This window comes from Streptomyces chlorus (assembly GCF_042655885.1).
GTDB lineage: Bacteria > Actinomycetota > Actinomycetes > Streptomycetales > Streptomycetaceae > Streptomyces > Streptomyces chlorus.
This window is the reverse complement of record NZ_JBHSOA010000138.1, coordinates 14507-39525: the sequence shown is the minus strand read 5'-3', so window position 1 is coordinate 39525 and position 25019 is coordinate 14507. Positions and strand designations below refer to the sequence as shown.

Sequence of the window (25019 nt, the reverse complement as noted above, 5' to 3'; positions counted from 1 at the left end):
CGTCACACCACGTGGACGCCGGGGCGGCCCGCCTCCACCCGCAGCCGCGCCAGCGTGCGGGGCGTGGCCTGCGACTTCACCACGGTGTCCACCACCCGCACCCGCGCGTCGATGCCGCCCCGGCGGATGTCGAACAGGTGGTAGCCGCGGTGGGCGTCGAGCAGCTTCCAGTGCGGGTTGTCCGCGCGCCGCGGGTCCCACTGCTCACGGAAGGCGGCCTGGTCCTGGTCGCCGTTGCTGGAGATGGACGTACCGACGAACTCGGCGCCCACGACCGCGGAGGACGGGTCGGCGAAGTCCTCCTTGAGGTCGCTGATCATCGTCAGATGGCGGTCGCCGGTGAGCACGACGGGGTTGCTCACCCGCCGGAACTCCTGGAGCAGCGCGTTACGTTCGGCCTGGTAGCCGTCCCAGGCGTCGTAGAACCAGAGCTTTCCCTCACCGACCTGGAGGTCGGTCTCGGCCATCATGATCTGGGAGGCGATCAGGTTCCAGCGGGCGGGCGAGTGGCGCAGTCCGTCGACCAGCCACCGCTTCTGCGCGGCGCCGAGCATGGTCAGCGACGGGTCCTGGGCGCCCTCCTGGCTGGTCGCCTGGTCGCTGCGGTACTGCCGGGTGTCCAGCACGTTGAGCCGGACGAGCCGGCCGAACTCCAGCCGGCGGTGCATCCGGATGTGCGGGCCGTCGGGGACGGCGCTCGCACGGACCGGCATGTGCTCGTAGTACGCCCGGTAGCCCGCGGTCAGCCGGTCCACGAACGCGTCGTGCGGCTGCTTGCCGGGGTCCTGCGGGATCTCGCCGGCGAAGTCGTTGTCGATCTCGTGGTCGTCGAAGGTGACCACGAAGGGGGCGCCGGCGTGCATCGCCGCGAGGTCCGGGTCCAAGCGGTACTGGGCGTACCGGTTGCGGTACTGGGCCAGGCTGTAGGGCTCCCCGCTGCCCTCGTGACGGCGTACGCCGGTCGCCGACGGGCTGGACTCGTAGATGTAGTCGCCGACGAACACGACGACGTCCGGGTCCTGTTGCAGCATGTCGGCGTACGGCGTGAAGTAGCCGTGCTGCCAGTTCTGGCAGGAGGCGAGCGCGACCCTCAGGTGGCCGCCCGCGCTCCGCGCGGGGGGCGCGGTGCGGGTGCGGCCGACCCGCGAGAGCTGTCCGTCGGCGCGGAAGCGGTACCAGTACCGCTTGTCCGGGCGCAGCCCGCGTACGTCGACGTGGACGCTGTGGCCGTAGGCGGGCCGGGCCCAGGCGGTGCCCCGGCGGACGATCCGCCTGAAGCGGGAGTCCTCGGCGAGCTGCCACTCGACAGGTACCGTGCGGTCCGGCATGCCCCCGCCGTTCAGGGGGTCGGGGGCGAGCCGGGTCCACAGCACGATCCCGTCCGACAGGGGGTCGCCGGAGGCGACTCCCAGGCTGAACACCCCGTCGGGCAACGGTTTCCGCTCCGCCGCGCGAGCGGTGGCCGGCAGCCACAGCTGAGCGGAGGCCGCTGCGCCGAGCGCGGCGGCACCGACGGTCAGAACGCGGCGGCGGTCGGGCGACAATGCTCCGGACATGGGTGAACTCCCCTGCCTCGCATGTGACTTGGACACTGGGAAGCTCTCGGTCCGGAAAGTCCGCACGCTGAACCCAGAGGGACGCGTACATGGCAAGAAAACAGACAAGAGGAAACCCGCCCCGGCACGGGAACGTCCCGTTGCCTGGGCGGGTCCTGAAGGTGAGCGGCGGGCGACGGGCAGGAATCCCGCCGCCGGAACCGTCCGGGGTCCTCCGCAGGCCCTACGACTTGTCGTGGAACGGATCGAAGTCGTCGTACTCCTGCTTGGCCTCGTCCCGTTCGGCCTGCCGGTCGCGGCGGCGCTGGGCGGCCGGTCGGGGCTCCTCGAAGCGGTGGTCCTCGCCGCGCCGGCCGAGCATCTCCGCACCGGCGGTCACCGTCGGCTCCCAGTCGAAGACGACGGCGTTGTCCTCGGGGCCGATGGCGACACCGTCGCCGGTGCGGGCTCCGGCCTTCATCAGCGCCGCTTCCACACCGAGCCGGTTGAGCCGGTCGGCGAGGTAGCCGACGGCCTCGTCGTTGCTGAAGTCGGTCTGGCGGACCCAGCGTTCGGGCTTCTCGCCACGTACCCGGAACAGTCCTTCGTCCTCAAGGGTGACGGTGAACCCGGCGTCGTCCACGGCCTTGGGCCGGATGACGATGCGCGTCGACTCCGCCTTCGGACGGGCGGCCCGTGCCTCGGCCACCAACTGGGCCAGCGCGAACGACAGTTCCCGCAGCCCGAGGTGGGCGACGGCGGACACCGCGAAGACGCGGTAGCCGCGTGCCTCCAGGTCCGGCCGCACCATCTCGGCGAGGTCCCTGCCGTCCGGCACGTCGGTCTTGTTGAGGGCGACGACGCGGGGACGGTTGTCGAGACCGCCGTACTGCCGCAGCTCCTCCTCGATGATGTCGAGGTCGGAGACGGGGTCGCGGTCGGACTCCAGCGTCGCCGTGTCCAGCACGTGCACGAGCACACTGCACCGCTCCACGTGCCGCAGGAACTCGAGCCCGAGCCCCTTGCCCTGGCTGGCACCCGGGATGAGCCCCGGCACGTCGGCGATGGTGTAGACGGTCGAGCCGGCGGTGACGACCCCCAGGTTGGGCACCAGGGTGGTGAACGGGTAGTCGGCGATCTTGGGCTTGGCGGCGGAGAGCACGGAGATCAGCGAGGACTTGCCCGCACTCGGGTAGCCGACCAGCGCCACGTCGGCGACGGTCTTCAGCTCCAGGCCGATGTCCCGCAGATCTCCCGGCTCACCGAGCAGCGCGAACCCGGGTGCCTTGCGCCGCGCGGAGGCGAGGGCGGCGTTCCCGAGCCCGCCCCGGCCGCCCTGTGCGGCGACGTACGAGGTCCCGTGCCCCACCAGGTCGGCGAGCACATTGCCCGCCTTGTCCTGGACGACGGTCCCGTCCGGCACCGGCAGGACCAGGTCCTGGCCGTCCTTGCCGCTGCGGTTGCCGCCCTCGCCGGGCTTGCCGCTGGTGGCCTTGCGGTGCGGGGAGTGGTGGTAGTCGAGCAGGGTGGTCACGGACTGGTCGACGACGAGGATCACATCGCCGCCCCGCCCGCCGTTCCCGCCGTCCGGTCCGCCCAGCGGCTTGAACTTCTCACGGTGGACGGAGGCACAGCCGTGACCTCCGCTACCCGCGGCGACATGCAGCTCGACGCGGTCCACGAAGGTGGTCATGTGGGGTGCCTCCAGAGACAGTGAGGTGTACGTACGTATTTCCTGGTTAACACGCGAAAGGCGGACCCACCTTCCCGCCAGGGAAGTGAGGTCCGCCTCGCGAAAGCTTCCGATCAGGCGACCGGAACGATGTTCACGACCTTGCGGCCACGGTGGGTGCCGAACTGCACCGAACCGGCCTCCAGCGCGAACAGCGTGTCGTCGCCACCGCGGCCGACGCCGGCGCCCGGGTGGAAGTGGGTGCCACGCTGGCGGACGAGGATCTCACCCGCGTTGACGACCTGACCGCCGAAGCGCTTCACACCGAGCCGCTGGGCATTCGAGTCGCGACCGTTCCGGGTGGACGATGCGCCCTTCTTGTGTGCCATCTCTCCTCAGTCCCTTACTTCGCAGCCGTGGGGATCTCAGTGACCTTGATCGCCGTGTACTGCTGGCGGTGGCCCTGACGACGGCGGTAGCCGGTCTTGTTCTTGTAGCGCAGAATGTCGATCTTCTGGCCCTTGTGGTGGTCCACGACCTCGGCCTGGACCTTGATGCCACCCAGCACCCACGGGTCGCTGGTCACGGACTCGCCATCGACGAGGAGCAGGGTCGAGAGCTCGACCGTGTCGCCGACCTTGGCGGTGGAAATCTTGTCAACCTCAACGATGTCGCCGACAGCAACCTTGTGCTGGCGACCACCGCTGCGCACGATGGCGTACACGCGGATCTCACTCTCACTCGAAGAACGGCACCCCGCAGGCCAGCCACCCGACAGACACACGGGCAACCTCTCCCGAGCCAGTCCATGCACCCGGGAGGAAAAGGTTTACGGGGATGTGGCAGTCCTGATGGACAAGCCGACGGTCCAGGTTACGGTGCGTGGCCCCAAGGGGTCAAACCGGGCCCGGACCACCGATGACGGTGACGGGCGCCGGTGGACGGGGCCCCGCCCGGCGGGTCAGTTGCCGAGCAGGTGGGCGCGCCCGAACATGGTCGCCGCGACCCGTGCGGTCGGCGTGCCGGAGTCCAGGTCCGCACCGGCCTCCCGCAGTACCTCGACCACTTCGTCCGCGCCCTTGAACAGGGCGCCGGCGATGGGGGTCTGGTCCCGGGCGTTCCGCAGATCCGGGTCGGCGCCGAGCCGGATCAGGGCCCGCACGGTGTCGGCGTGGCCGTGATAGGCGGCGAGCATCAGCAGGGTGTTGCCGGCCGCATCGGTCACGTCCACCGGCAGCCCGTGCTCCACGAACTCCACCACCTGCTCGGTGCTGCCCTCGCGGGCCAGATCCATGGCGAGGGCCACGACGCGCTCCGTCTGCTCAGGTGTCAGACCATCCCTGCTCATGCGCATCTCTCCTGATCAAGCGGTAGTGCTGGTCAAGCGGTTGTGCCGGTCGTGCCCATGAGGGCATCGGGCGGTGACTGCGCCGTGCCCGGCGCGGGCCACTGTGTGGTCCACGCCGGGCACGGTGCGGGGCGTACCGCCTGTCCCCTTGAGCTACCGGGCTCAGAGGTTGCCGGCTGCCAGGGCCTCGATCGCCTTGCGGACTCCTTCGCCGTAGGCCGGGTCGGCCTGGGTGCAGTTGCCGATGTGCCGTTCCACGGTCTGCTCCGACGCGCCATTGATGGCGCGCGCCGTGTTCTCGAAGAGAACCTGCTGCTGCTCGGGGTTCATCAGGCGGAACAGGTTCCCGGGCTGCTCGAAGTAGTTGGCGTCGTCCTCACGGAAGTTGAACCGGTCGGCGACGGCACCCACGGCCTGGCTCGGCTCGCGGTAGGCCGGCTGCTCCTGCCAGCGGCCGTACGAGTTGGGCTCGATGCCCGGGGTGGCCCCCTGGTTGCCGTCGACCCGCATGGCGCCGTCGCGGTGGTAGGTGTTCACCGGGTTCTTCGCGGCGTTGACGGGGATCTGGTGGTGGTTCACGCCGAGGCGGTAGCGCTGGGCGTCGCCGTAGGAGAAGAGCCGGCCCTGCAGCATCTTGTCGGGCGAGTAGCTGATGCCCGGAACCACGTTCGCCGGGGTGAAGGCGGCCTGCTCGACGTCCGCGAAGTAGTTCACGGGGTTGCGGTTGAGCTCCCACTCGCCGACCTCGATCAGCGGGTAGTCCTTCTTCGACCAGACCTTGGTGAGGTCGAAGGGGTGGAAACGGTAGTTCTCCGCGTCGGCCTCCGGCATGACCTGGATGAACAGCTTCCACTTCGGGAAGTCGCCGTCCTCGATCGCGTCGAAGAGGTCGCGCTGGTGGGACTCGCGGTCCTTGCCGACGAGGGCCTCGGCCTCGGCGTCGGTGAGGTTCTTGATGCCCTGCTGGGTGCGGTGGTGGAACTTGACCCAGAACCGCTCGCCCTCGGCGTTGACCAGGCTGTAGGTGTGCGAGCCGAAGCCGTGCATGTGCCGGTACGAGGCGGGGATGCCGCGGTCGGACATCACGATCGTGACCTGGTGCAGGGCCTCGGGGAGGTTGGTCCAGAAGTCCCAGTTGTTCTCGGCGTCGCGGAGGTTGGTGCGCGGGTCGCGCTTCACCGCGCGGTTGAGGTCCGGGAACTTCAGCGGGTCGCGGAAGAAGAAGACCGGGGTGTTGTTTCCGACCAGGTCCCAGTTGCCCTCGTCCGTGTAGAACTTCAGGGCGAAGCCGCGGATGTCGCGCTCGGCGTCGGCCGCGCCGCGCTCACCCGCGACGGTGGAGAACCGGGCGAACATCTCGGTCTTCTTGCCGACCTCGGAGAAGATCTTCGCGCTCGTGTAGCGCGTGATGTCGTGGGTCACCGTGAGAGTGCCGAACGCGCCCGAGCCCTTGGCGTGCATCCGGCGCTCCGGGATGACCTCGCGGTCGAAGTGCGCGAGCTTCTCCAGGAACCACACGTCCTGCAGGAGCATCGGACCGCGCGGACCGGCCGTCAGGGAGTTCTGGTTGTCGGCAACCGGCGCGCCGGCAGCCGTCGTCAACGGCTTCTGGTTGTTCTCGGTCAAAGCTCGCTCCTCGGTGAGTGGTTCTTCGCTTGGAATGAAGGCCTGCGGTCCTGGCCGTCCGAGTATCCGCGCAAGCCGCTCCGCGGCCCGCATCGCATACCCTACGTTGGACAAGGTCTAAGTCAAGGCGACTTTCAGAACCATACCTGTTCTTGAGCTGGGTTCCATCGCTGGTTAGGGTGACATGCATGAGTGATCTCTTGAAGAGGCTTCGGGAACGTGGCTGGCGCCTGACCGCACAGCGGCGTGTCGTCGCCGAGGTCCTCGCCGGAGACCACATCCACCTGACCGCCGACGAGGTGCACGCGCGGGCCACGGAGCGGCTGCCCGAGATCTCCCGGGCTACGGTCTACAACACCCTGGGCGAACTGGTGTCCCTGGGCGAGCTCCTCGAGGTCTCGACCGACCACCGCGCCACGCGCTACGACCCGAACGCGCACCGTCCCCATCACCACCTGCTCTGCGACCGCTGCGGAACGATCCGCGACGTGCACCCGACGGGCAACGCCCTCTCGGCCCTTCCGGAGCCGGAACGCTTCGGATACACGGTCTCCGACGTCGAGCTGACGTACCGCGGCATCTGTCCGAACTGCACGGCGTGATGCCGGGGCCGGGGCGCGGCCGAAGGCGGCGGCCGGCGCGCCAGGGCCCGGGACACCCGTCCCGGCCACGGTGTCCTACGGGGCGGGCCGGCGTTCGAGGTCCGGCCCGAGGGGAACGTGGAGAGGCGCGGAAACCGGGTGTCACCGGTGTCCGCGCCTCTCCACGTGCCGCCCTGTCGGGCGGGTCCTGATCAGTCCTCCGTCGACGCCGTGACCGAGGGCGACGGCTGCTGGGCCGCTGCCGCGGTCTTCTTCGCCGTCGTCTTCTTGGCGACCGCCTTGGTGGTCTTGGCGGCTGCCTTCTTGGCCGTCGTCTTCTTGGCGGCGGTCTTCTTGACCGCCGTCTTCTTGGCCGTCACCTTCTTCGTGGCGGCCTTCTTCGCCGTGGCCTTCTTGGCCGCCGTGCGGGCGGTCTTCTTGGCCGGAGCCGTCTCGTCCGCGACTTCCTCGGCGGGCGCCGCCTCGGCGGTGACCGGCGCCTCGTCCGCGGTGGCCGACGGGACGACCACGACGGCCGCCTCCTCGGACGCGGTGGACGCGGTGGACTTTCGCACCGCGCGGCGGCGCGGGCGCGGCGGCGCGGCGGCCTCGGCAGTCGCCTCGGGCGCGGCGGCCGAGGGCTGCTCGGCCACCGGCTCGGGCGTCGACGGAGCGGCCGTGGGCGCGGCCTCCGCGACCGTCACCACCGTGGCCTCCGCACTCGCCGGGGAACCGGCCGGAGCGGACACCTTGCGGGTGGCCCGGCGACGCGTACGGCCCTGGGGAGCGGCCACCTCGGCGGGGACTTCGGCGGGGGCCTCGACGACCGGGGCCTCGGCGGTGGCCGGTACGGCGTACGCCTCGGCGGCCGGCTCCGGCTGCACCGGACGCGCGGCTTCCTGTACGGCCGTCGTGTCCTGAACCGTCGGCGCCTCAGCCGTCGGCTCCTCCGCGGCGGACCCGCCCCTGCTCTCGGCGGCGGCCGGCTCGCGACGGCGCTCCTCGCGCCTCGGCGCGCCCGCCGGGGCCGAGACCCTGCGGCTCGCCCGGCGGCGGGTGCGTCCGCGGGTGGCCGCGGCCTCCGCCTCGGCGGCGCTGCTGTACAGCTCCTCGTCGGGGGTGTACTCAGGCGCCGGAAGCGCGACCGGTTCGGCGGCCTCGGCCGCGACCTCGGCCTCCGTCTCCGCGTCCGCCTCCTGCTCCGCCGTCGGGACGAGATCGGTCTCGTACTCGTGGGCGTGCTCCTCGGCACCGGCCCGCGCCCGCTTCCTGCGCCTGCCGCCGCCCCCGAGGGAGGTGGGCTGGTCCAGGTGGACGATGACACCGCGCCCGTTGCAGTGGACGCAGGTCTCCGAGAACGACTCCAGCAGACCCTGGCCGACCCGCTTACGGGTCATCTGCACCAGGCCCAGCGAAGTCACCTCGGCGACCTGGTGCTTCGTACGGTCCCGGCCCAGGCACTCCAGCAGACGCCGCAGCACGAGGTCCCGGTTGGACTCGAGGACCATGTCGATGAAGTCGATGACGATGATGCCGCCGAGGTCGCGCAGCCTCAGCTGACGCACGATCTCCTCGGCCGCCTCCAGGTTGTTCCTGGTGACCGTCTCCTCGAGGTTGCCGCCCTGACCGGTGAACTTGCCGGTGTTGACGTCGATGACGACCATCGCCTCGGTCCGGTCGATCACCAGCGAACCTCCGCTGGGCAGCCAGACCTTCCGGTCGAGCGCCTTGGCGAGCTGCTCGTCGATCCGGTACGTGGCGAAGACGTCGACCTCGCTGGTCCACCTCTGCAGCCGGTCGGCCAGGTCGGGCGCGACATGCGCGACGTACCCGTGGACGGTCTCCCACGCCTCGTCACCGCTGACGATGACCTTGGAGAAGTCCTCGTTGAAGATGTCCCGCACGACCCGGACGGTCATGTCCGGCTCGCCGTACAGCAGCGTCGGCGCGTTCGAGCTGCCTCCGCTCCTGGACTTCTTGCGGATCTCCTCCCACTGCGCCTGCAGCCGCTCGACGTCCCGGCGCAGCTCGTCCTCGCTCGCGCCCTCCGCGGCGGTGCGCACGATGACGCCCGCGTCCTCGGGGACGATCTTCTTGAGAATGGTCTTCAGCCGGGCCCGCTCGGTGTCGGGCAGCTTGCGGCTGATGCCGGTCATCGAGCCCTCGGGGACGTACACGAGGTAGCGGCCCGGGAGGGAGACCTGGCTGGTCAGACGGGCGCCCTTGTGGCCGATCGGGTCCTTGGTCACCTGGGCGAGGACCGACTGGCCGGACTTGAGCGCGGCCTCGATCCGGCGCGGACCGTTGGCCATGCCCAGCGCCCCGAAGTTGACCTCACCGGCGTAGAGCACGGCGTTGCGGCCCTTGCCGATGTCGAGGAAGGCGGCCTCCATCGACGGCAGCACGTTCTGCACCTTGCCGAGGTACACGTTGCCGACGTACGAGGTGGCCTGCTCCTTGTTGACGTAGTGCTCGACGAGCACGCCGTCCTCCAGGACGCCGATCTGCGTACGGTCGCCGTACTGCCGGACCACCATGACGCGCTCGACGGCCTCGCGGCGGGCCAGGAACTCTGCCTCGGTGATGATCGGGACGCGCCGGCGGCCCTGCTCACGGCCTTCCCGGCGGCGCTGCTTCTTCGCCTCCAGACGCGTGGAGCCCTTGATGGACTGCACCTCGTCCGACGGCTCGGAGGCCTTGCGCGGCTCGCGGACCTTGACGACGGTGCGCTCGGGGTCGTCGCCGAAGGCCTCGGCCTCGCCACCACTGTCCCCGGCCCGGCGGCGCCGGCGACGACGGCGCCGGCTGCTGCTGGAGCCGCCCGCGACGCCCGTGTCGTCACGGTCCTCGGCCGACTCGTCGGTGTCCTCCGCGTCGTCGGCGAACCCGTCGTCGGTGTCCTCGGTGTCCTGCTCGGCGTCGTCCCCGGGCTCGCCGCCCTCGGCGTCGGCGGACTCGCCGCGCCTGCGGCGACGGCCACCCCGGCGGCGGCGACGGCGGGAACCGGCCCCTTCGCCCTCGTCGTGGTCGTCGTCGGTGTGGTCCTCGGCCGACTCGTCGGTCTCCGCGTCCTCGTCCTCGTCGTCCTCGGTGCGGGCGTCGGGAGCGGGCTCGGTACGGGCGGCGGGGGCGGCCGGGGCCGCGTCGGTCTCGTCCGCCGCGCCCCGGCGGCGACGACGGCGGCGCGAGGCGGTGGGCTGCTCCTCCGGGAGCTCCTCGGTCTCCTCCGGCTGGTCGGGCTCCGGCGTACCGGCGGCCTCGGCGGCCGCTTCGGCGGCGGCCCGCTCCGGGGTCTGGAACTGGGGCTCGGTGAACACGGGAGCCTGGAAGACGGCGACCGGGGGACGCACGGGACGCTTCGACGTCTCGGCCTCGGCGGCCCCGGTCGCGGCGGATCCGGTGGCGGGCCGGGCGGGCTCGGCGAATCCGGCGGCGGCCTTGCGGACCGCACGGCGACGGCGGCGCGGAGCGGCGTCGTCCGCGGCGGGCGTCTCGGAGGTTGCGGTCTCTCCGGTGGACTCGGTCACGGGAGCCTTCGCCTCCTCGGCGGGGGAGGCCGCGGCCTCGGCGGGCGAAGCGGTCGGGGCGGCCTGCGCGGACTCACCCGCGTCGATGACGGCAGCGTCCTGTGCCGTCTCGGCGGTCGCGGGCGCGGAGACGCGACGCGAGGCACGACGCCGGGTGCGGCGGGGGGCCGCGTCCTCGGCGGTGTCGGTGTCGGTGGTGTCAGCGGCGTTCGTGGCGTCGGCAGCGGCGCTTGCAGTGCTCGCGGCGTCTGCGGTGCTCGCGGTCACGGCGCTCTCCGCCGGTTCGGCGGTCCCGGTGGCGGTGGCCGTCGGCGAGGTCACGCGGCGCGTCGCACGACGGCGCGCACGCGGCGGGGCGGCATCCGTCGACGGCGTCGCGTCCCCGGCGGCCGGAGCGGCGGGGGTCTCGGTCGTCGGTACGACGGTCTCGGCGGCCTCGGCGGCCTCCGTCGACGCCGGTGCCCCGGCGGATGAGACCGGGCGGCGCACCACACGCCGACGCCGGGGCGGAGCGGCGGTATCCGTGGCGGCCGGCGCCTCTTCGGTGGCTGCCGTCGGCTCCGCGGCGGCCTCGGCCTCGACGCCTTCCTTGGCCGCGAGCTCGTCGTTCTCGTCGATCTCGGCCAGCGACTCGGCGGCCGGTATGGCCGGCGTGACGGTCTCGGCCTCCGTGCCGGTGCCCGCCGCGGGCGGGCCGGCCGGCCGGGACGCGGCCCGGCGCCGGCGGCGCGGCGGCAGGGTGTCGCTGGGGCTGTTCGGTTCGGAGCCCTCTGTGGGCTCGGTCGGTTCGAGCATGCGGGGGTTTCTCCCGTCAGGCTCCCGGGCGCCGCACCTGGTCCGGCGATGCCGGTGACGTCCGCGGTTCGCGCGAAGCGCGTGTACCGCCGTCCGGGGCGCGGGCGCCGCACGGGAACTCTCTGTGTCCTGTCTCACCGGTTCCGTACACCGAATGCGCACGGCCTGGCGAAAGTCTTGTGGTGGATGCGCTGCCCGACCCAGGTGGCTCCCGAGGTACGAGGGCGACGCTACGACGTCCGTCCCTACGCGGAACCTTCCTTACGCCGGCACCGTCGCGGTGGCAGTGGCACCGGCCGGATGTGGCTCGGTCGCTGCTGCCTCGCGGTCGGGCGCGAGCGGGTCGGTCACCGTGCCGGTCTCTTCATCGAGCAGCCCCTGCGCCAGCCTGGTCACCGCTGCGGGGACCGGCGGCGCCAGATCGGCCACGGCGCGGAGGCCGGACAGGACGTCGTCGGGTCGAACGGCAGGCGTCACGTGCCGAACAACCAGCCGCAGTATCGCACAGGGCCGGCCGGTCGGCCTATCAGCCGGTGAAGAGGGCGTTTCCACGCTCTCCAGTTCCACGACCGCGGAACGGGCGTCGAACGTACGGACGCCGCTCTTCGTCCGGCGCTGCACCTCGACGGTCTCCGCCGCCTTGAAGGCGTCCACCGCTCGGCGGGCCTCCTCGGCGTCGACGCCGTCCAGCCGCAGCTCCCACACCGAGGCCGTGAGCCGGTCGGCGAGCCCCGAGGTGCGGGCCTCGGCCGCCTCCACGATGTCGAGGCCGGTGGGCAGCGACTCGTCGAGGAGCGTTCTGAGCAGTTCCGGATCGCGCTCCTGAGTGAGCGCGATCTCGAGGTACTCCGCCTCACTGCCCGTGCCGGTGGGTGCGGCATTGGCGTACGACACCTTCGGGTGCGGCGTGAACCCCGCCGAGTACGCCATCGGCACCTCGGCACGGCGCAGCGCGCGCTCGAAGGCACGCTGGAAGTCACGGTGGCTGGTGAACCGGAGGCGGCCGCGCTTGGTGTAGCGCAGTCGGATGCGCTGCACCGCGGGTGCGGGCGGCGGGCCTTCGGGCTGTCGCTTGCCCAGTGTCGTTCAGTCCTTCGTGAGTGCGGTCGTACTGCTACCAAGAGTACGCGTGTCACCGCCGATAGGTTCCCGTCGGTCCTCGCCCCGTGCCGGCCGCTATTCCCCGACCAGCATCCGGCGGAGGTCGGCGCGCGCCTGCCGCAGTGTCAGGCGCGCGGAGGCGAGGGACTGCCGTACGGCCCGCCCCACGGCACGCGCCGCCGTGGCGGCGGGCCGCAGCACCATGTCCCGCACCACATGTCCCACCGGCGTCAGCACACGCGTGTACACCCAGCGCACCGGTTCCACGACGACCCACCGGAAGAGGGCTCTCAGGAACCGCCCCACCGCGAGCGAGACGTACCCGGCGACCCGCCAGGCATGCCCGAGGGCGTTCCAGATCTCCCGCGCGACGACGGCGAGCACCCGCCCGACCGGCACCAGAACCCAGCGCCACACGGCGAGCAGGGGCAGCACGAACAGGATCCGGGTGATCCAGTACAGCCCCGTACCGATGCCGGTGACAAGCATGACCACCAGCCACGCCAGCCCCTTCGCGCACCGGGCGACGGCATGCCCGACGGGCGTGAGCACCCACGTGTACAGCCACACACCGGGCACGACGACGAGGTACCGCGTGAGCCAGGAGAGGGCCGCGAACACCCCGAGTCCGATCACGGCCGACACGGACCCGATCCCGCGCAGCACCCACATCACCCCGTGCCCGAGGGGCGTCAGCACGCGCGCGTACAGCCACACCAGCGCGCGCCCGACCGGCACGAGCACGTACCGGTACAGCCACCCGGCAGGCACGACGACCACCAGGTTCCCGAGCCACGCGAGCGCTCTGCCGAGCGGCACGAGGACATACCGCCACAGCCCCACCAGCGGCCACACGAAGACCGCGCGCCCGGCCCACAGCAGCGCCCGCCCGAGCGGGCGGAACACGGCGCGGCCCAGCCACCGCGCGGCGCCGGCACACGCGTCCCACACCAGCCGCACCGGCAGGACCACGAGGAACACGACGACGCGCACCGGCAGGCGGATCGCCACGACCAGACATCCCTCGCCCGCCGCCGCCGGCTGCTGCGGCGGATGCCGGTGTACGGGCGGTGCCGGCCTCTCGGCGTCCAGCTTCTTCAGGTCCATGGAAGTGAGGACGCCCCGGCACGCCATTCGGATGCACCGGCACCACCCCCACACACCGAGCACTCACAAATCTACAATGCTGTAGAACTCGGCTCTGGAGTGTCACCGCTGCGCGAACCCGCCGGCCCGTCCGCACCATGGGCATGGCGCGCGGCACAAAGGAGCAGATACAGCACGATGAACGACCACCCTGCCCCCACGGGCGCCACGCCCCGGCCCCAGCCCCTGCGTCACGTCCTGGCGCAGCGAGCCCGCGCCCTCACCGAAGCCCGCTGGTTCGCCCTGTCCGTCTTCACCCTGATCATCGCCAACGCGGTCCTGCTCGGAGCCGAGACCTACAGCGGACTCGCCCGCGACTGGCACCGCTGGTTACCTCTCGCCGAACACCTCTGCCTCGCCGCCTTCACCGTCGAGATAGCCGTGCGCGCCTGCGCCCACGCCGACCGCCCCCGCGACTTCTTCCGCGATCCCTGGAACCTCTTCGACCTGGCCGTCATCGCCTGCGCGTTCCTGCCCCTCGTCCGCGAGAACACCACCGTCCTGCGGCTCCTGCGGCTCGCCCGCGTCCTGCGCACCGCCCGCTTCCTGCCCCAACTGCGCATCGTCATCGTGGCGGTGGCCCGCAGCCTGCCCGGCACCGTCAGTTTCCTGCTGGTGGGCACGCTCCTGCTGTACGTCTATGCCATGGTCGGCTGGGTCTTCTTCAGCGAGGCGAACCCGGGCCAGTACGGCTCACTCGGCCGCGCCGCCCTCACCCTCTTCCTGCTGATGACCCTGGACGGCCTCGGGGACGCCGTCCACGCGGGCCTGGAGGTCTCCCGCTGGAGCATCGTCTACTACGCCTCCTACGTACTGATCGCCTCGTTCGTCCTGGTCAACGTCCTCATCGGAGTCGTCATCAACTCCCTGGACGAGGCCCGCGAACTGGAACGCGAACAGTCCCCCGCCCCTGACTCCCCATCGGCCCCTGCCCCGATCCGCACCACGATTCCGGCCCCGATTCCGGCCCCGGCCCCGGCCCCGGCCCCGGATCCTGCCGTGGACCTGCGTACCCGCATCGCCATCGCCAGAAGGGCCTTGGACGATCTGGAAGCCGTCCTCCCGCCCCGCCTCGCCACCCAGCCACCCGAGCCGGCCCTCGCACCCGACCCGGCACGTCCGTAACACCGCGCCCCCGTCGCGGGCCGCGAACGCCAGTGGGGCCACTCCGATGTTCCGGAGTGGGCCCACTGGACGTCTCAGGACGACGGCTCAGGACGTCGCACCGCTGGGAGCGGGCGCCGCGTTCTTCACCGTCAGCGGGAGCAACTTCTTGCCCGTCGGTCCGATTTGAATACTTGTGTCGAGCTGAGGGCACACGCCGCAGTCAAAACACGGGGTCCAGCGGCAGTCCTCGACCTCTGTCTCGTCGAGGGCGTCCTGCCAGTCCTCCCAGAGCCAGTCCTTGTCGAGTCCGGAGTCGAGGTGGTCCCAGGGGAGGACCTCCTCGTAGGCGCGTTCGCGGGTGGTGTACCAGTCGAGGTCCACGCCGAACTGGGCCAGGGACTTGTCGGCGCAGCGCATCCAGCGGTCGTAGGAGAAGTGCTCGCGCCAGCCGTCGAAGCGGCCGCCGTCCTCGTAGACCGCGCGGATGACCGCGCCGACGCGGCGGTCGCCGCGGGAGAGCAGGCCCTCGATGATGCCGGGCTTGCCGTCGTGGTAGCGGAAGCCGATGGAGCGGCCGTACTTCTTGTCTCCGCGGATCTTGTCGCGCAGCTTGGTCAGGCGGGCGTCCGTCTCCTCGGCCGAGAGCTGCGGGGCCCACTGGAAGGGGGTGTGCGGCTTGGGGACGAAGCCGCCGATGGAGACCGTGCAGCGGATGTCGCCCGAGCCGGAGACCTCACGGCCCTTCTGGATGACGTTCATCGCCATGTCGGCGATCTGGAGGACGTCGTCGTCGGTCTCGGTGGGCAGGCCGCACATGAAGTACAGCTTCACCTGCCGCCAGCCGTTGCCGTAGGCCGTGGCGACGGTCCTGATCAGGTCGTCCTCGGAGACCATCTTGTTGATGACCTTGCGCAGGCGCTCCGAGCCGCCCTCGGGGGCGAAGGTGAGGCCGGAACGGCGGCCGTTGCGGGTCAGCTCGTTGGCCAGGTCCACGTTGAAGGCGTCCACACGGGTGGAGGGCAGCGAGAGGCCGACCTTGTCCTCTTCGTAGCGGTCGGCGAGGCCCTTGGCGATGTCGCCGATCTCCGAGTGGTCGGCGGAGGAGAGGGAGAGGAGGCCGACCTCCTCGAAGCCGGTGGCCTTGAGGCCCTTTTCGACCATGTCGCCGATGCCCGTGATGGAGCGCTCGCGCACCGGGCGGGTGATCATGCCGGCCTGGCAGAAGCGGCAGCCGCGGGTGCAGCCGCGGAAGATCTCCACCGACATGCGTTCGTGGACCGTCTCGGCGAGCGGGACGAGGGGCTGCTTGGGGTAGGGCCACTCGTCGAGGTCCATGACCGTGTGCTTGGAGACGCGCCACGGGACGCCCGACCTGTTCGGTACGACGCGGGCGATGCGGCCGTCGGGAAGGTACTCGACGTCGTAGAAGCCGGGGACGTACACGCCGCCGGTCCTGGCCAGGCGGAAGAGGAGTTCCTCGCGGCCGCCGGGGCGGCCCTCCTCCTTCCAGGCCCGGACGATCCGGGTGACCTCGAGGACGGCCTGCTCGCCGTCGCCGAGGACGGCGCAGTCGATGAAGTCGGCGATCGGCTCGGGGTTGAACGCGGCGTGGCCGCCGGCCATGACGATCGGGTCGTCCAGGCCGCGGTCCTTGGCCTCGAGCGGGATGCCGGACAGGTCCAGGGCGGTGAGCATGTTGGTGTAGCCGAGTTCGGTGGAGAAGCTCAGGCCGAACACGTCGAAGGCCTTGACCGGGCGGTGGCCGTCGACCGTGAACTGGGGGACGCGGTGCTCGCGCATCAGCTCCTCCAGGTCCGGCCAGACGCTGTAGGTGCGTTCGGCGAGGACGCCGTCCTGCTCGTTGAGCACCTCGTAGAGGATCATGACGCCCTGGTTGGGCAGTCCGACCTCGTACGCGTCGGGATACATGAGTGCCCAGCGGACGTCGCAGCTGTCCCAAGGCTTGACCGTGGAGTTGAGCTCTCCGCCGACGTACTGGATCGGCTTCTGCACATGCGGGAGCAGAGCTTCGAGCTGTGGGAACACAGACTCGGCGGCTTCGGCAGGCATCTCGGGAACCTTTGTGTGCGGGCCGGGGTTCCCCCGGCCGGGGCTGGGGGCGGGTGACCACCCAGCCTAACCCGGTTGGGGAGGTCCCCCCGCACGCCGGCCGGAGGCGGTGGACGGCGTCAGAAGTCGGTGCTGTTCCTGATGGATGTCCAGGTTTCCGGGAGCGCCGCCTCGGCGATCTCCGCGCGGCGTTCCTCGTGTCCGTAGAGCAGGCCGTGGGTGAAGGCGCTCTCCCCCGCCGCGTGGGCGACGGCGGACAGTTCGCGCAGGGTCCGGCGGGCCATGACGCTGTCCTGGTGGTCGCCGAGCAGGCCCTGGAGCGCCTTCATGTTCTTGACCAGGTCCTTGGCGGGAGCCTTGAGGGCCGGGCCGGCTGCCTCGGCGGCGTAACGGGTGCGCTTGGTCTTCTTGCGGGCCTCGTGGACGGCGACGTCGCGGTCGTGGCCGGGTGGGAGGTCCAGGGCCTGGGTGACTAGGCCGGACACCTTGGCGAGGTCCTTGCTCACGTCCTTGGCGAGGACCTTGCCCGGGTCGCCCGCGGCCTTCTTCCGCAGGGGCGGGTCGGCCAGCAGGGCATCGAGGGTGTCGAGCAGGGTGAGGTAGCGGCGGGAGTCGAGGACGGCGGTGACCTTGCCGTGGGCTCCTCTGTGGCCGGTCTCGGACCAGGCGGTCAGCCGCTCGCGGACGGGGCCGGAGACAAGGGCGTCGGGCAGTTCGTCCAGGGCCGACAGCAGGCGCTCGGCGAGTACTTCCTGGTCGCGGTCCAGGCCGAGTTCGGCGGCCAGCCACTTCAGGTCGACGCCGATCGGGTCGGTGGTCTCCCGGTCCAGGACGGACCGGAAGGAACGGAAGGTGCTGCGCAGGCGGCGGGTGGCGACCCTCATGCGGTGCACGGAGTCGGGTACGTCCTGGCGTACCGCGGGGTCGAGTTCGACGAGCGCGTCCCGCTGGGCGCGGACGTAGGCGAGGACGTGGTCACCGGCGGTGACGGGTTTCCCGACCGGGCGGCTGCGGTGCTTCTGCTTCGGTGCCGCGGCCGGGGCGGGTGCGGGAACGGGGGCGACTTCCTCGGAAAGGCCGGTCGGTGCGGTCTCGGCAAGGGCTCGCGCCAGTTTGGAGGGCGCCTTCGACGGGCGGATGCCCGCCTTGCGGAGCCGTTTGTCGACCTTGTCGAGGAAGGCGGGGTCGCCGTCGTGGGCGAGTTCGACCTCGATCTCGGTCCACCGGGCGGTGCCGCCGTTGCCGGTGAGACGTTCGGCGCGCACGGCGTCGACGCTGATCTCGGCGAGGAGCCGGCCGGCGGCGTCGAGGAGGTGGCGCAGGTCCCGGTCGGAGCGCAGCCGGACCACGGGGCTCAGTTCGGTGTCGCGGACACGGGAGCGGACGAGCCGGGCGAGGCTCTCCGGGAGGGTGTCGGAGAGCGGGGCGTGGATCTCGTCGCGCACGCCGGGGGCCACGGGGAACTTCAGGTGCCAGCCGGCGTCGGAGCCGCCGGTGCGCCTGCGGAGGGTGAGGGAGGCGGCGGCGAGGCGCTCGTCGGCGGTGTCGTAGTAGGTGGCGTCGAGGTGGGCCACACCCCGGTCGATGATGGACTCGACACCGGGAACGCCGGTCAGGTCGGGAAGTCCACTGTCGCCTGACTCGTACTTTCGCTCGACTTCTCGCTTTGTGTCCGTCATGACCCGAATCTACTCGTCGCCGGTGGTCCCACCGATCGGTTTCCCCGGTCGGTGCCGGGGAAACCGATCGGTGGGACGAGGAGGCCTGTGGGCCGGATCGGCCGGATCGGGTTAAGCGGACAGCGGGCGTTGCAGTCTGATCGACTGCAGGAGGCCCACGGCCAGCCACACCGCGAACATCGACGAGCCGCCGTAGGACACGAACGGCAGGGGCAGACCGGTGACCGGCATGATGCCGAGGGTCATGCCGATGTTCTCGAAGGACTGGAAGGCGAACCAGGCGACGATGCCGGCGGCGACGATGGTGCCGTACAGGTCGGTGGTGTCGCGGGCGATGCGGCAGGCGCGCCACAGGATGATGCCGAGCAGGACGATGATGAGCCCGCCGCCGACGAAGCCGAGTTCCTCTCCGGCGACGGTGAAGACGAAGTCGGTCTGCTGCTCGGGCACGAACTGGCCGGTGGTCTGCGAGCCCTCGAAGAGTCCGGAGCCGGTGAGACCGCCGGAGCCGATGGCGATGCGGGCCTGGTTGGTGTTGTAGCCGACGCCGGCGGGGTCGAGCTCGGGGTTGGCGAAGGCGGCGAAGCGGTTGATCTGGTACTCGTCGAGCACCCCGAGCTGCCAGACGGTGATCGCGCCGATCGCGCCGGTGCCGATCAGGCCGAAGATCCACCGGTTGGAGGCGCCGGAGGCGAGCAGGATGCCGAGCACGATGACGACCATGACCATGACCGAACCGAGGTCGGGCATCAGCATCACGACCAGCATGGGGACGGCTGCCAGTCCCAGTGCCTGGAGGACCGTGCGGTGGTCGGGATGGGGCTTGTCGCCCGCGTCGACACGGGCGGCGAGCAGCATCGCCATGCCCAGGATGATCGTGAGCTTCACGAACTCGGAGGGCTGGATCGAGAAGCCGCCGCCGAGCTTGATCCAGGAGTGGGCGCCGTTGATGGTGGAGCCCAGCGGGGTGAGCACCAGCAGGATCAGCAGGATCGAGAAGCCGTAGAGGACCGGCACGGCGGTGCGCAGGGCGCGGTGGCCGAGCCAGAGCATGGCGATCATCAGGGCCAGGCCGATGCCGGTGTTCAGCCAGTGCCGGATCAGGAAGTAGTACGGGTCGCCCTGGTTGATCTCGGTGCGGTTGCGGGTCGCCGAGAAGACCAGGAGGGAGCCGAGCAGCGACAGGGCGATCGCGGCCAGCAGTATCGGCCAGTCGAGGCGCCGGGCCAGGGAGTCGCGGGCGAAGAGCCGCGTCCAGCCGGCTCGCTCGGGTCCGTATCCGGAGATGTGGAAGCTGTTGACTCCGCCGGTCATGTCGCCGCCCTCCGGCCTGCCGCGCGGCGCGCCCGGAGGGCGCCGCGCCGATGTCCGTCGCCCTGTGGTCCGTCGCCCGTCCGTCCGTCGCCTGACGGCCGGTCACCCTGTCTGCCGCCGCCCCGCCGTGCGCCGCCCCGCCGTGCGTCGCGGCGGCGGGTGTCGCGGTTGACGGGCGGGGGCGTGGTCGTGGTCGCGCCCTGCTCCTGGCCGTCGGGTGCCTGCTCGCTCTCCGCGGCGGCCCTCTGGTCCTTGGCCGGGTCCTTGGAGATCTTCGGGGAGACGATGGTGCCGTCCGTCCTGACCTTGGGCAGCGTCTTCTGCGGGGTGGGCAGCAGTGCCCTCTTCTTGTCGATGGCGCCGTCCGGGGAGACGCCGTACAGCGCGTTGTAGATGTTGCGCACGGCGGGGCCCGAGGCGCCGGAGCCGGTACCACCCTGGGAGATCGTCATGACGACCGCGTAGTCCTTGGTGTAGGTGGCGAACCAGGAAGTGGTCTGCTTTCCGTAGACCTCCGCGGTGCCGGTCTTGGCGTGCATCGGGATCTCGTCCTGCGGCCAGCCGCCGAACCGCCAGGCGGCCGTACCGCGGGTGGCGACGCCCTCGAGGGCTCCGTCCATTTCCGCGAGGGTCTTCTTGGTCACCGGCAGCTTGCTCTGCGCCTCGGGCTCGATCTCCGTGACCTGCTTGCCGTCGGGGCTGATGACGGCCTTGCCGACGGTGGGCTGGTAAAGCGTGCCGCCGTTGGCGAGGGCCGCGTAGACGGAGGCCATCTGGATGGGGGTGACGAGGGTGTCGCCCTGGCCGATGGAGTAGTTGACGGAGTCACCGGCGCGCAGGCGGTTGCCTTCGAGGCAGTTCTCGTAGGCGATCTGCTCGACGTAACTGCCGCCCTTCTTGCCGGACTTGCACCAGGCGTCCTTGTTGGCCTCCCAGTAGTCGAGCTTCCACTGCCGGTCGGGAACCCGGCCGGTGACCTCGTTGGGCAGGTCGATGCCGGTCAGCTCGCCGAGGCCGAACTGGTGGGAGGTCTTGTAGAACCAGTCCTTGGCGTTCTTCTTCGGCTTGTTGCCGCCGTCGCGCTTCCACTCCTCGTGGGCGAGGCGGTAGAAGACGGTGTCGCAGGAGACCTCGAGGGCACGGCCGAGGCTGATGGCGCCGTGGCTCTGGGACTCGAAGTTCTTGAAGACCTGGCCGCCGATGGAGTACGAGCTGGAGCACTCGTAGGGCCCGTCGAAGGAGTACCCGGCGTTGACCGCGGCGGCGGTCGGGATGACCTTGAAGATGGAGCCGGGTGCCGACTGGCCCTGGATGGCGCGGTTCAGCAGCGGGTAGTTGGAGTCCTTGCCGGTGAGGTTGGCGTAGTCCTTGCCGGAGATGCCGCCGACCCAGGCGTTGGGGTCGTAGCTCGGGTTGGAGGCCATCGCGACGACCCGGCCGGTCTTGGCCTCCATGACGACGACGGCCCCGGAGTCGGCCTCGTAGAGGCGGTTGGTGTTGCGGTCCATCTCCTTGCGGGCCTGCTTCATCGCCTCGTTCAGCTCGTACTCGGCGACCCGCTGGACACGGGCGTCGATGCTGGTGACGAGGTTGGCGCCGGGTTCGGCGGCGTCGGCCTCGGCCTCGCCGATGACCCGGCCGAGGTTGTCGACCTCGTAGCGGGTGACGCCGGCCTTGCCGCGCAGCTCCTTGTCGTACTCGCGCTCCAGGCCGGAGCGGCCGACCTGGTCGGAGCGCAGGTACGGCGAGTCGGTGTCCTGCGCCTTCTGGAGTTCGTCGTCGGTGACGGGCGAGAGGTAGCCGAGGACCTGGGCGGTGTTGGCCTGCCCGGGGGCCGCGTACCGGCGTACGGCCTGGGGCTCCGCGGTGATGCCGGGGAAGTCCTCGGCGCGCTCGCGGATCTGCAGGGCCTGCTTGGCGGTGGCCTCGTCGGTGATGGGGATGGGCTGGTACGGCGAGCCGTTCCAGCAGGGCTGGGGGGTCTCGGCGTCGCACAGCCGGACCTTCTCGATGACGTCCTTGGCGGGCATGCCGAGGACATCGGCGAGATTGGTGAGAACCGCCTTGCCGTCGTCCCGCATCTTCATGAGCTCGGTGCGGGAGGCGGAGACGACCAGCCGGGTCTCGTTGTCGGCGAGGGCCACTCCGCGGGCGTCCAGGATGGAGCCGCGGACCGCGGGCCGGACGACCTGCTGGACGTGGTTGCCGGAGGCCTTCTTGGCGTACTCGGCGCCCTCGCGGATCTGGAGGTACCACAGGCGCCCGCCGAGGGTGCCGAGGAGGGAGAGAACGAGAACCTGGATGACGACGAGCCGGATCTGGACCCGTGTGCTGCGCCCGGTCTCGGGAATGTTGGTCACGCGGCTTCCTCCCCCTCTCCGTGCGCGTACGACGGTGCGTGTACGACTGCTGTGCGTGCGACTGCTGTGCGTGCGACTGCTGTGCGTGCGACTGCTGTGCGTGCGACTGCTGTGCGTGCGACTGCTGTGCGTGCGACTGCTGTGCGTGCGACTGCCGTGCGTGCGAGTGCCACGTGTACGAGTGATGAACGGCGGGGCCGCCCGGCGGGGTTCCGCCGCCGTTCACCCTTTCCGGTGAAGTCCGGTCCGGAGCCCCCGGAGCCCCCGGAGTCCCCGGTGAAGTCCTGTTCGCTGAAGTCCCGCGAGGTCACAGGCGCTTCACCCCTTTGATGCGGCCCGCGCGGGCCACCCGTGCCCGCGCCGCCTTCGCGCGAAGGCCTCGCTGGGCGCCGATGCGCAGCCCGGTGCCGCCGGAGTTCCAGCCGGAGGCGAGGTCTGCGGACTTGGCGGAGTTGCTCTCGGCGAGCGGATCGTTCTCCGCGCGGCGGGCCAGGGCCATGACACCGGGGACGACGAACGGGGCGAGCAGCAGGTCGTACAGGGCTGCGCTGAAGAGCAGTCCGCCGAGGCCGACATGGCGGGCGGCGGTGTCACCGACGAGGGCACCGACGCCGGCGTAGAGCAGGGTGGAACCGACCGCGGCGGCGACCACCACGGCCATGGGGCCGGTCGCCGATCTCACCTGGCCGGACTCGGGCTTGACCAGCCCGGCGAGGTAGCCGATGACACACAGCACGAGGGCGTAGCGGCCGACGGCGTGGTCGGCGGGCGGTGCGAGGTCGGCGAGGAGCCCGGCGCCGAAGCCGATGAGGGAGCCGCCGACATGACCGTAGACCAGGGCGAGGCCGAGGACGGTGAGAAGGAGCAGGTCGGGAACGGCGCCCGGGAGGTGGAGGCGGGCGAGGACGCTCACCTGGATCACCAGGGCGACGACGATCAGCGAGCTGGAGAGCAGGATCCGGTTGACGCGCATGGGGTGACAGCTCCTACTGCTCTTGCTGGTCCTGGCCGCCGGCAGGGGCGGACGGTGTGACGGTCACCGTGACGGTCGGCGTGGGCGTCGGCTTCGGCTTCTTGGGCAGCACCGTGTCGCGCGGGTCCTGCTTCGGGGCCTGGACGACGACGCCGACGATGTCGAGCTTGGTGAAGCTGACGAACGGCGTGACGTAGAGGGTGCGGGTGAGATCACCGCCGGAGGGGTCGACGCGGGAGACGGTGCCGACGGGGACGCCGGGCACGAACGGCTTGTCGGCCTGGGAGCCGAAGGTGACCAGCCGGTCGCCCTTCTTGATCTCGGCCTTGCCGTTGAGGAGTTCGACGCGCAGGAGTTGGTCGCCCTGGCCGGAGGCGAAGCCGAGTTCGTCGCCGGCCTCCATGCGGGTGCCCACGGTGAAGTCGGGGTCGTTGGCGAGCAGCACGGTGGCGGTGTGCGGGCCGACGGTGGTGACCCGGCCGACGAGTCCGTCGCCGTTGAGGACGGTCATGTCGCGCTCGATGCCGTCGTTGGCGCCGACGTCGATGGTGATGGTCCAGGAGAAGCCCTGGGCCGCTCCTATGGCGATGATCTGGGCGCCCTTGATGCCGTACTGGCCCTGGCCGGCGACCTTCAGCACCTCGTCGAGCTGCTTGGTTCTGCTGCGGTTGCGGTCGTCACTGCCGAGTTCGGCCTTGAGCGCGGCGTTCTCCCGCTCGAGTGCGGCGAGCCGGTCGTGCCGGTCACCGGAGTCACGGACCGCGGCGACCGCGTTGCCGATCGGGTCGACCGCGCCGGACACTCCGTTCTCGATCGGGCCGAAGACCGTGGCCGCGGCCTGCCGGGCACCGTCGACCGGTGAATCCTCTCCGCCGCGGATGTCCACCGTGATCAGTGCGAAAGCGGTGGTGATCAGCAGCACCAGGAGCAGCCGGCTCTCTCGTGTGTCCCTCACGTGCGGCGGCCGTGCCTTCCTCGTCGAAACGGGTAGCGAGAACGGGAGTCGTCAGAAGTTGTCAGGAGCAGGAGTGGTCAGGAATGTTCGAGAGTCTTGGGGAACTGTCGGAAAGTATGAGTGGAGCTCATGTCTCTATATCAACGATCCGCCGTACGAGAGGAGTTCGTCCCGTACGGCGGAATCGAAGAGCTGTGTCATCTGCGCGGCTGGGCGTCCAGCACCTTCTGGAGCGCCTCGAACTCCTCGACGCACTTTCCGGAACCGAGCGCCACGCTGTCCAGCGGGTCCTCGGCGATGTGGATGGGCATGCCCGTCTCCCGGCGCAGCCGCTCGTCCAGACCGCGCAGCAGAGCGCCACCGCCGGTCAGCACGATGCCCCGGTCCATGATGTCGCCGGACAGTTCCGGCGGGCACTTGTCGAGAGTGGTCTTGACGGCGTCCACGATCGAGTTGACGGGATCCTCGATCGCCTTGCGGACTTCGCCGGCGGAGATGACCACGGTTTTGGGCAGCCCGGAGACAAGGTCCCGGCCGCGGATCTCGGTGTGTTCGTCGGAGTCGAGGTCGTACGCCGAACCGATGGTGATCTTGATCTGCTCGGCCGAGCGCTCACCCAGCAGAAGGGAGTACTCCTTCTTGATGTGCTGGATGATCGCGTTGTCCAGTTCGTCGCCCGCGACCCGGATGGACTGGGCGGTGACGATGCCGCCGAGGGAGATGACCGCGACCTCCGTGGTGCCGCCGCCGATGTCCACCACCATGTTGCCCGTGGCCTCGTGGACCGGCAGGCCGGAGCCGATGGCCGCGGCCATGGGCTCCTCGATGATGTGCACCTGGCGGGCGCCGGCCTGGGACGAGGCCTCGATGACGGCACGGCGCTCCACACCCGTGATGCCGGAGGGGACACAGACGACGACCCGTGGGCGGGCCAGATGGCGCCGCTTGTGGATCTTCAGAATGAAGTAGCGGAGCATCCGTTCGGTGATCTCGAAGTCGGCGATGACGCCGTCCTTCAGCGGACGGACGGCAACGATGTTGCCGGGGGTGCGCCCGATCATCTTCTTCGCCTCGGACCCGACCGCGAGGATGCCACCGGTATTGGTGTTGATCGCGACGACGGACGGCTCATTGAGTACGATTCCGCGACCCCTGACGTACACCAGCGTGTTGGCGGTCCCGAGGTCGACAGCCATGTCACGGCCGATGAACGACATAGAGTTCCCCATG

17 protein-coding genes and 1 pseudogene are annotated in these 25019 nt (G+C 70.7%); 2 read left to right on the top strand and 16 right to left on the bottom strand.

Annotated elements, in window-relative coordinates:
• Positions 1-2: 2 nt before the first annotated feature.
• From ACFPZI_RS35490 to ACFPZI_RS35465, 6 genes are all read right to left on the bottom strand, one after another.
• Positions 3-1556, bottom strand: a complete 1554-nt coding sequence (locus ACFPZI_RS35490; RefSeq protein ID WP_381371278.1) for an alkaline phosphatase D family protein — start codon at positions 1554-1556, stop codon at positions 3-5.
• A gap of 223 nt (positions 1557-1779) precedes the next feature.
• On the bottom strand, positions 1780-3228 hold the full coding sequence (gene obgE, locus ACFPZI_RS35485; protein WP_381371277.1) for a GTPase ObgE: 1449 nt from the start codon (positions 3226-3228) through the stop codon (positions 1780-1782).
• A gap of 113 nt (positions 3229-3341) precedes the next feature.
• On the bottom strand, positions 3342-3596 hold the full coding sequence (rpmA, locus tag ACFPZI_RS35480; RefSeq protein ID WP_003990207.1) for a 50S ribosomal protein L27: 255 nt from the start codon (positions 3594-3596) through the stop codon (positions 3342-3344).
• A gap of 14 nt (positions 3597-3610) precedes the next feature.
• Positions 3611-3931, bottom strand: coding sequence for a 50S ribosomal protein L21 (rplU, locus tag ACFPZI_RS35475; protein WP_381371276.1), 321 nt, complete (start codon positions 3929-3931; stop codon positions 3611-3613).
• A gap of 237 nt (positions 3932-4168) precedes the next feature.
• Complete coding sequence (locus tag ACFPZI_RS35470; protein WP_381371275.1) at positions 4169-4555, bottom strand: ankyrin repeat domain-containing protein; 387 nt, start codon at positions 4553-4555, stop codon at positions 4169-4171.
• 162 nt (positions 4556-4717) lie between these two features.
• On the bottom strand, positions 4718-6181 hold the full coding sequence (locus ACFPZI_RS35465) for a catalase (RefSeq protein WP_381371274.1): 1464 nt from the start codon (positions 6179-6181) through the stop codon (positions 4718-4720).
• Positions 6182-6369: 188 nt separating this feature from the next.
• On the opposite strand from ACFPZI_RS35465, the gene ACFPZI_RS35460 reads away from it, so the two are divergent.
• The gene (locus ACFPZI_RS35460) at positions 6370-6783 is read left to right on the top strand and encodes a Fur family transcriptional regulator (protein WP_381371273.1); all 414 of its coding nucleotides are present in this window, start codon (positions 6370-6372) and stop codon (positions 6781-6783) included.
• Between the two features lie 191 nt (positions 6784-6974).
• Here ACFPZI_RS35460 and ACFPZI_RS35455 read toward each other — a convergent pair whose 3' ends face one another.
• The 3 genes and pseudogenes from ACFPZI_RS35455 to ACFPZI_RS35445 form a co-directional block, all read right to left on the bottom strand.
• Positions 6975-11084 (bottom strand): Rne/Rng family ribonuclease, encoded by a 4110-nt coding sequence (locus ACFPZI_RS35455; protein WP_381371272.1) that lies wholly within the window; start codon positions 11082-11084, stop codon positions 6975-6977.
• A gap of 261 nt (positions 11085-11345) precedes the next feature.
• Positions 11346-12122: a TIGR03936 family radical SAM-associated protein gene (locus ACFPZI_RS35450; protein WP_381371271.1), complete on the bottom strand. Its 777-nt coding sequence runs from the start codon at positions 12120-12122 to the stop codon at positions 11346-11348.
• A gap of 48 nt (positions 12123-12170) precedes the next feature.
• A pseudogene (locus tag ACFPZI_RS35445) lies at positions 12171-13292 on the bottom strand (hypothetical protein).
• 177 nt (positions 13293-13469) lie between these two features.
• Between ACFPZI_RS35445 and ACFPZI_RS35440 the strand changes: the two are divergent.
• A complete protein-coding gene (locus tag ACFPZI_RS35440) occupies positions 13470-14456 on the top strand; it encodes an ion transporter (protein WP_381371270.1) in 987 nt (328 codons plus the stop codon).
• Positions 14457-14543: 87 nt separating this feature from the next.
• Here ACFPZI_RS35440 and ACFPZI_RS35435 read toward each other — a convergent pair whose 3' ends face one another.
• The 7 genes from ACFPZI_RS35435 to ACFPZI_RS35405 all read right to left on the bottom strand — a co-directional run bounded on the left by ACFPZI_RS35435 (position 14544) and on the right by ACFPZI_RS35405 (position 25006).
• Positions 14544-16508, bottom strand: coding sequence for a TIGR03960 family B12-binding radical SAM protein (locus tag ACFPZI_RS35435; protein ID WP_381371269.1), 1965 nt, complete (start codon positions 16506-16508; stop codon positions 14544-14546).
• A gap of 119 nt (positions 16509-16627) precedes the next feature.
• Positions 16628-18187 carry a CYTH and CHAD domain-containing protein gene (locus ACFPZI_RS35430; RefSeq protein ID WP_381371268.1) on the bottom strand — a complete coding sequence of 520 codons (1560 nt, stop codon included), beginning with the start codon at positions 18185-18187 and terminating at the stop codon, positions 16628-16630.
• A 111-nt stretch (positions 18188-18298) separates the two neighbouring features.
• Entirely contained in the window at positions 18299-19501 is a 1203-nt protein-coding gene (rodA, locus tag ACFPZI_RS35425; RefSeq protein WP_381371267.1) for a rod shape-determining protein RodA, read from the bottom strand.
• Positions 19498-21861, bottom strand: a complete 2364-nt coding sequence (gene mrdA, locus ACFPZI_RS35420; RefSeq protein WP_381371266.1) for a penicillin-binding protein 2 — start codon at positions 21859-21861, stop codon at positions 19498-19500. The genes rodA and mrdA overlap by 4 nt, the downstream gene beginning before the upstream one ends.
• Positions 21862-22168: 307 nt before the next feature.
• Positions 22169-22834 carry a rod shape-determining protein MreD gene (mreD, locus tag ACFPZI_RS35415; RefSeq protein ID WP_381371265.1) on the bottom strand — a complete coding sequence of 222 codons (666 nt, stop codon included), beginning with the start codon at positions 22832-22834 and terminating at the stop codon, positions 22169-22171.
• A 13-nt stretch (positions 22835-22847) separates the two neighbouring features.
• A complete protein-coding gene (mreC, locus tag ACFPZI_RS35410) occupies positions 22848-23789 on the bottom strand; it encodes a rod shape-determining protein MreC (protein ID WP_381371264.1) in 942 nt (313 codons plus the stop codon).
• A 197-nt stretch (positions 23790-23986) separates the two neighbouring features.
• On the bottom strand, positions 23987-25006 hold the full coding sequence (locus ACFPZI_RS35405; RefSeq protein WP_381371263.1) for a rod shape-determining protein: 1020 nt from the start codon (positions 25004-25006) through the stop codon (positions 23987-23989).
• Between the last annotated feature and the right edge of the window lie 13 nt (positions 25007-25019).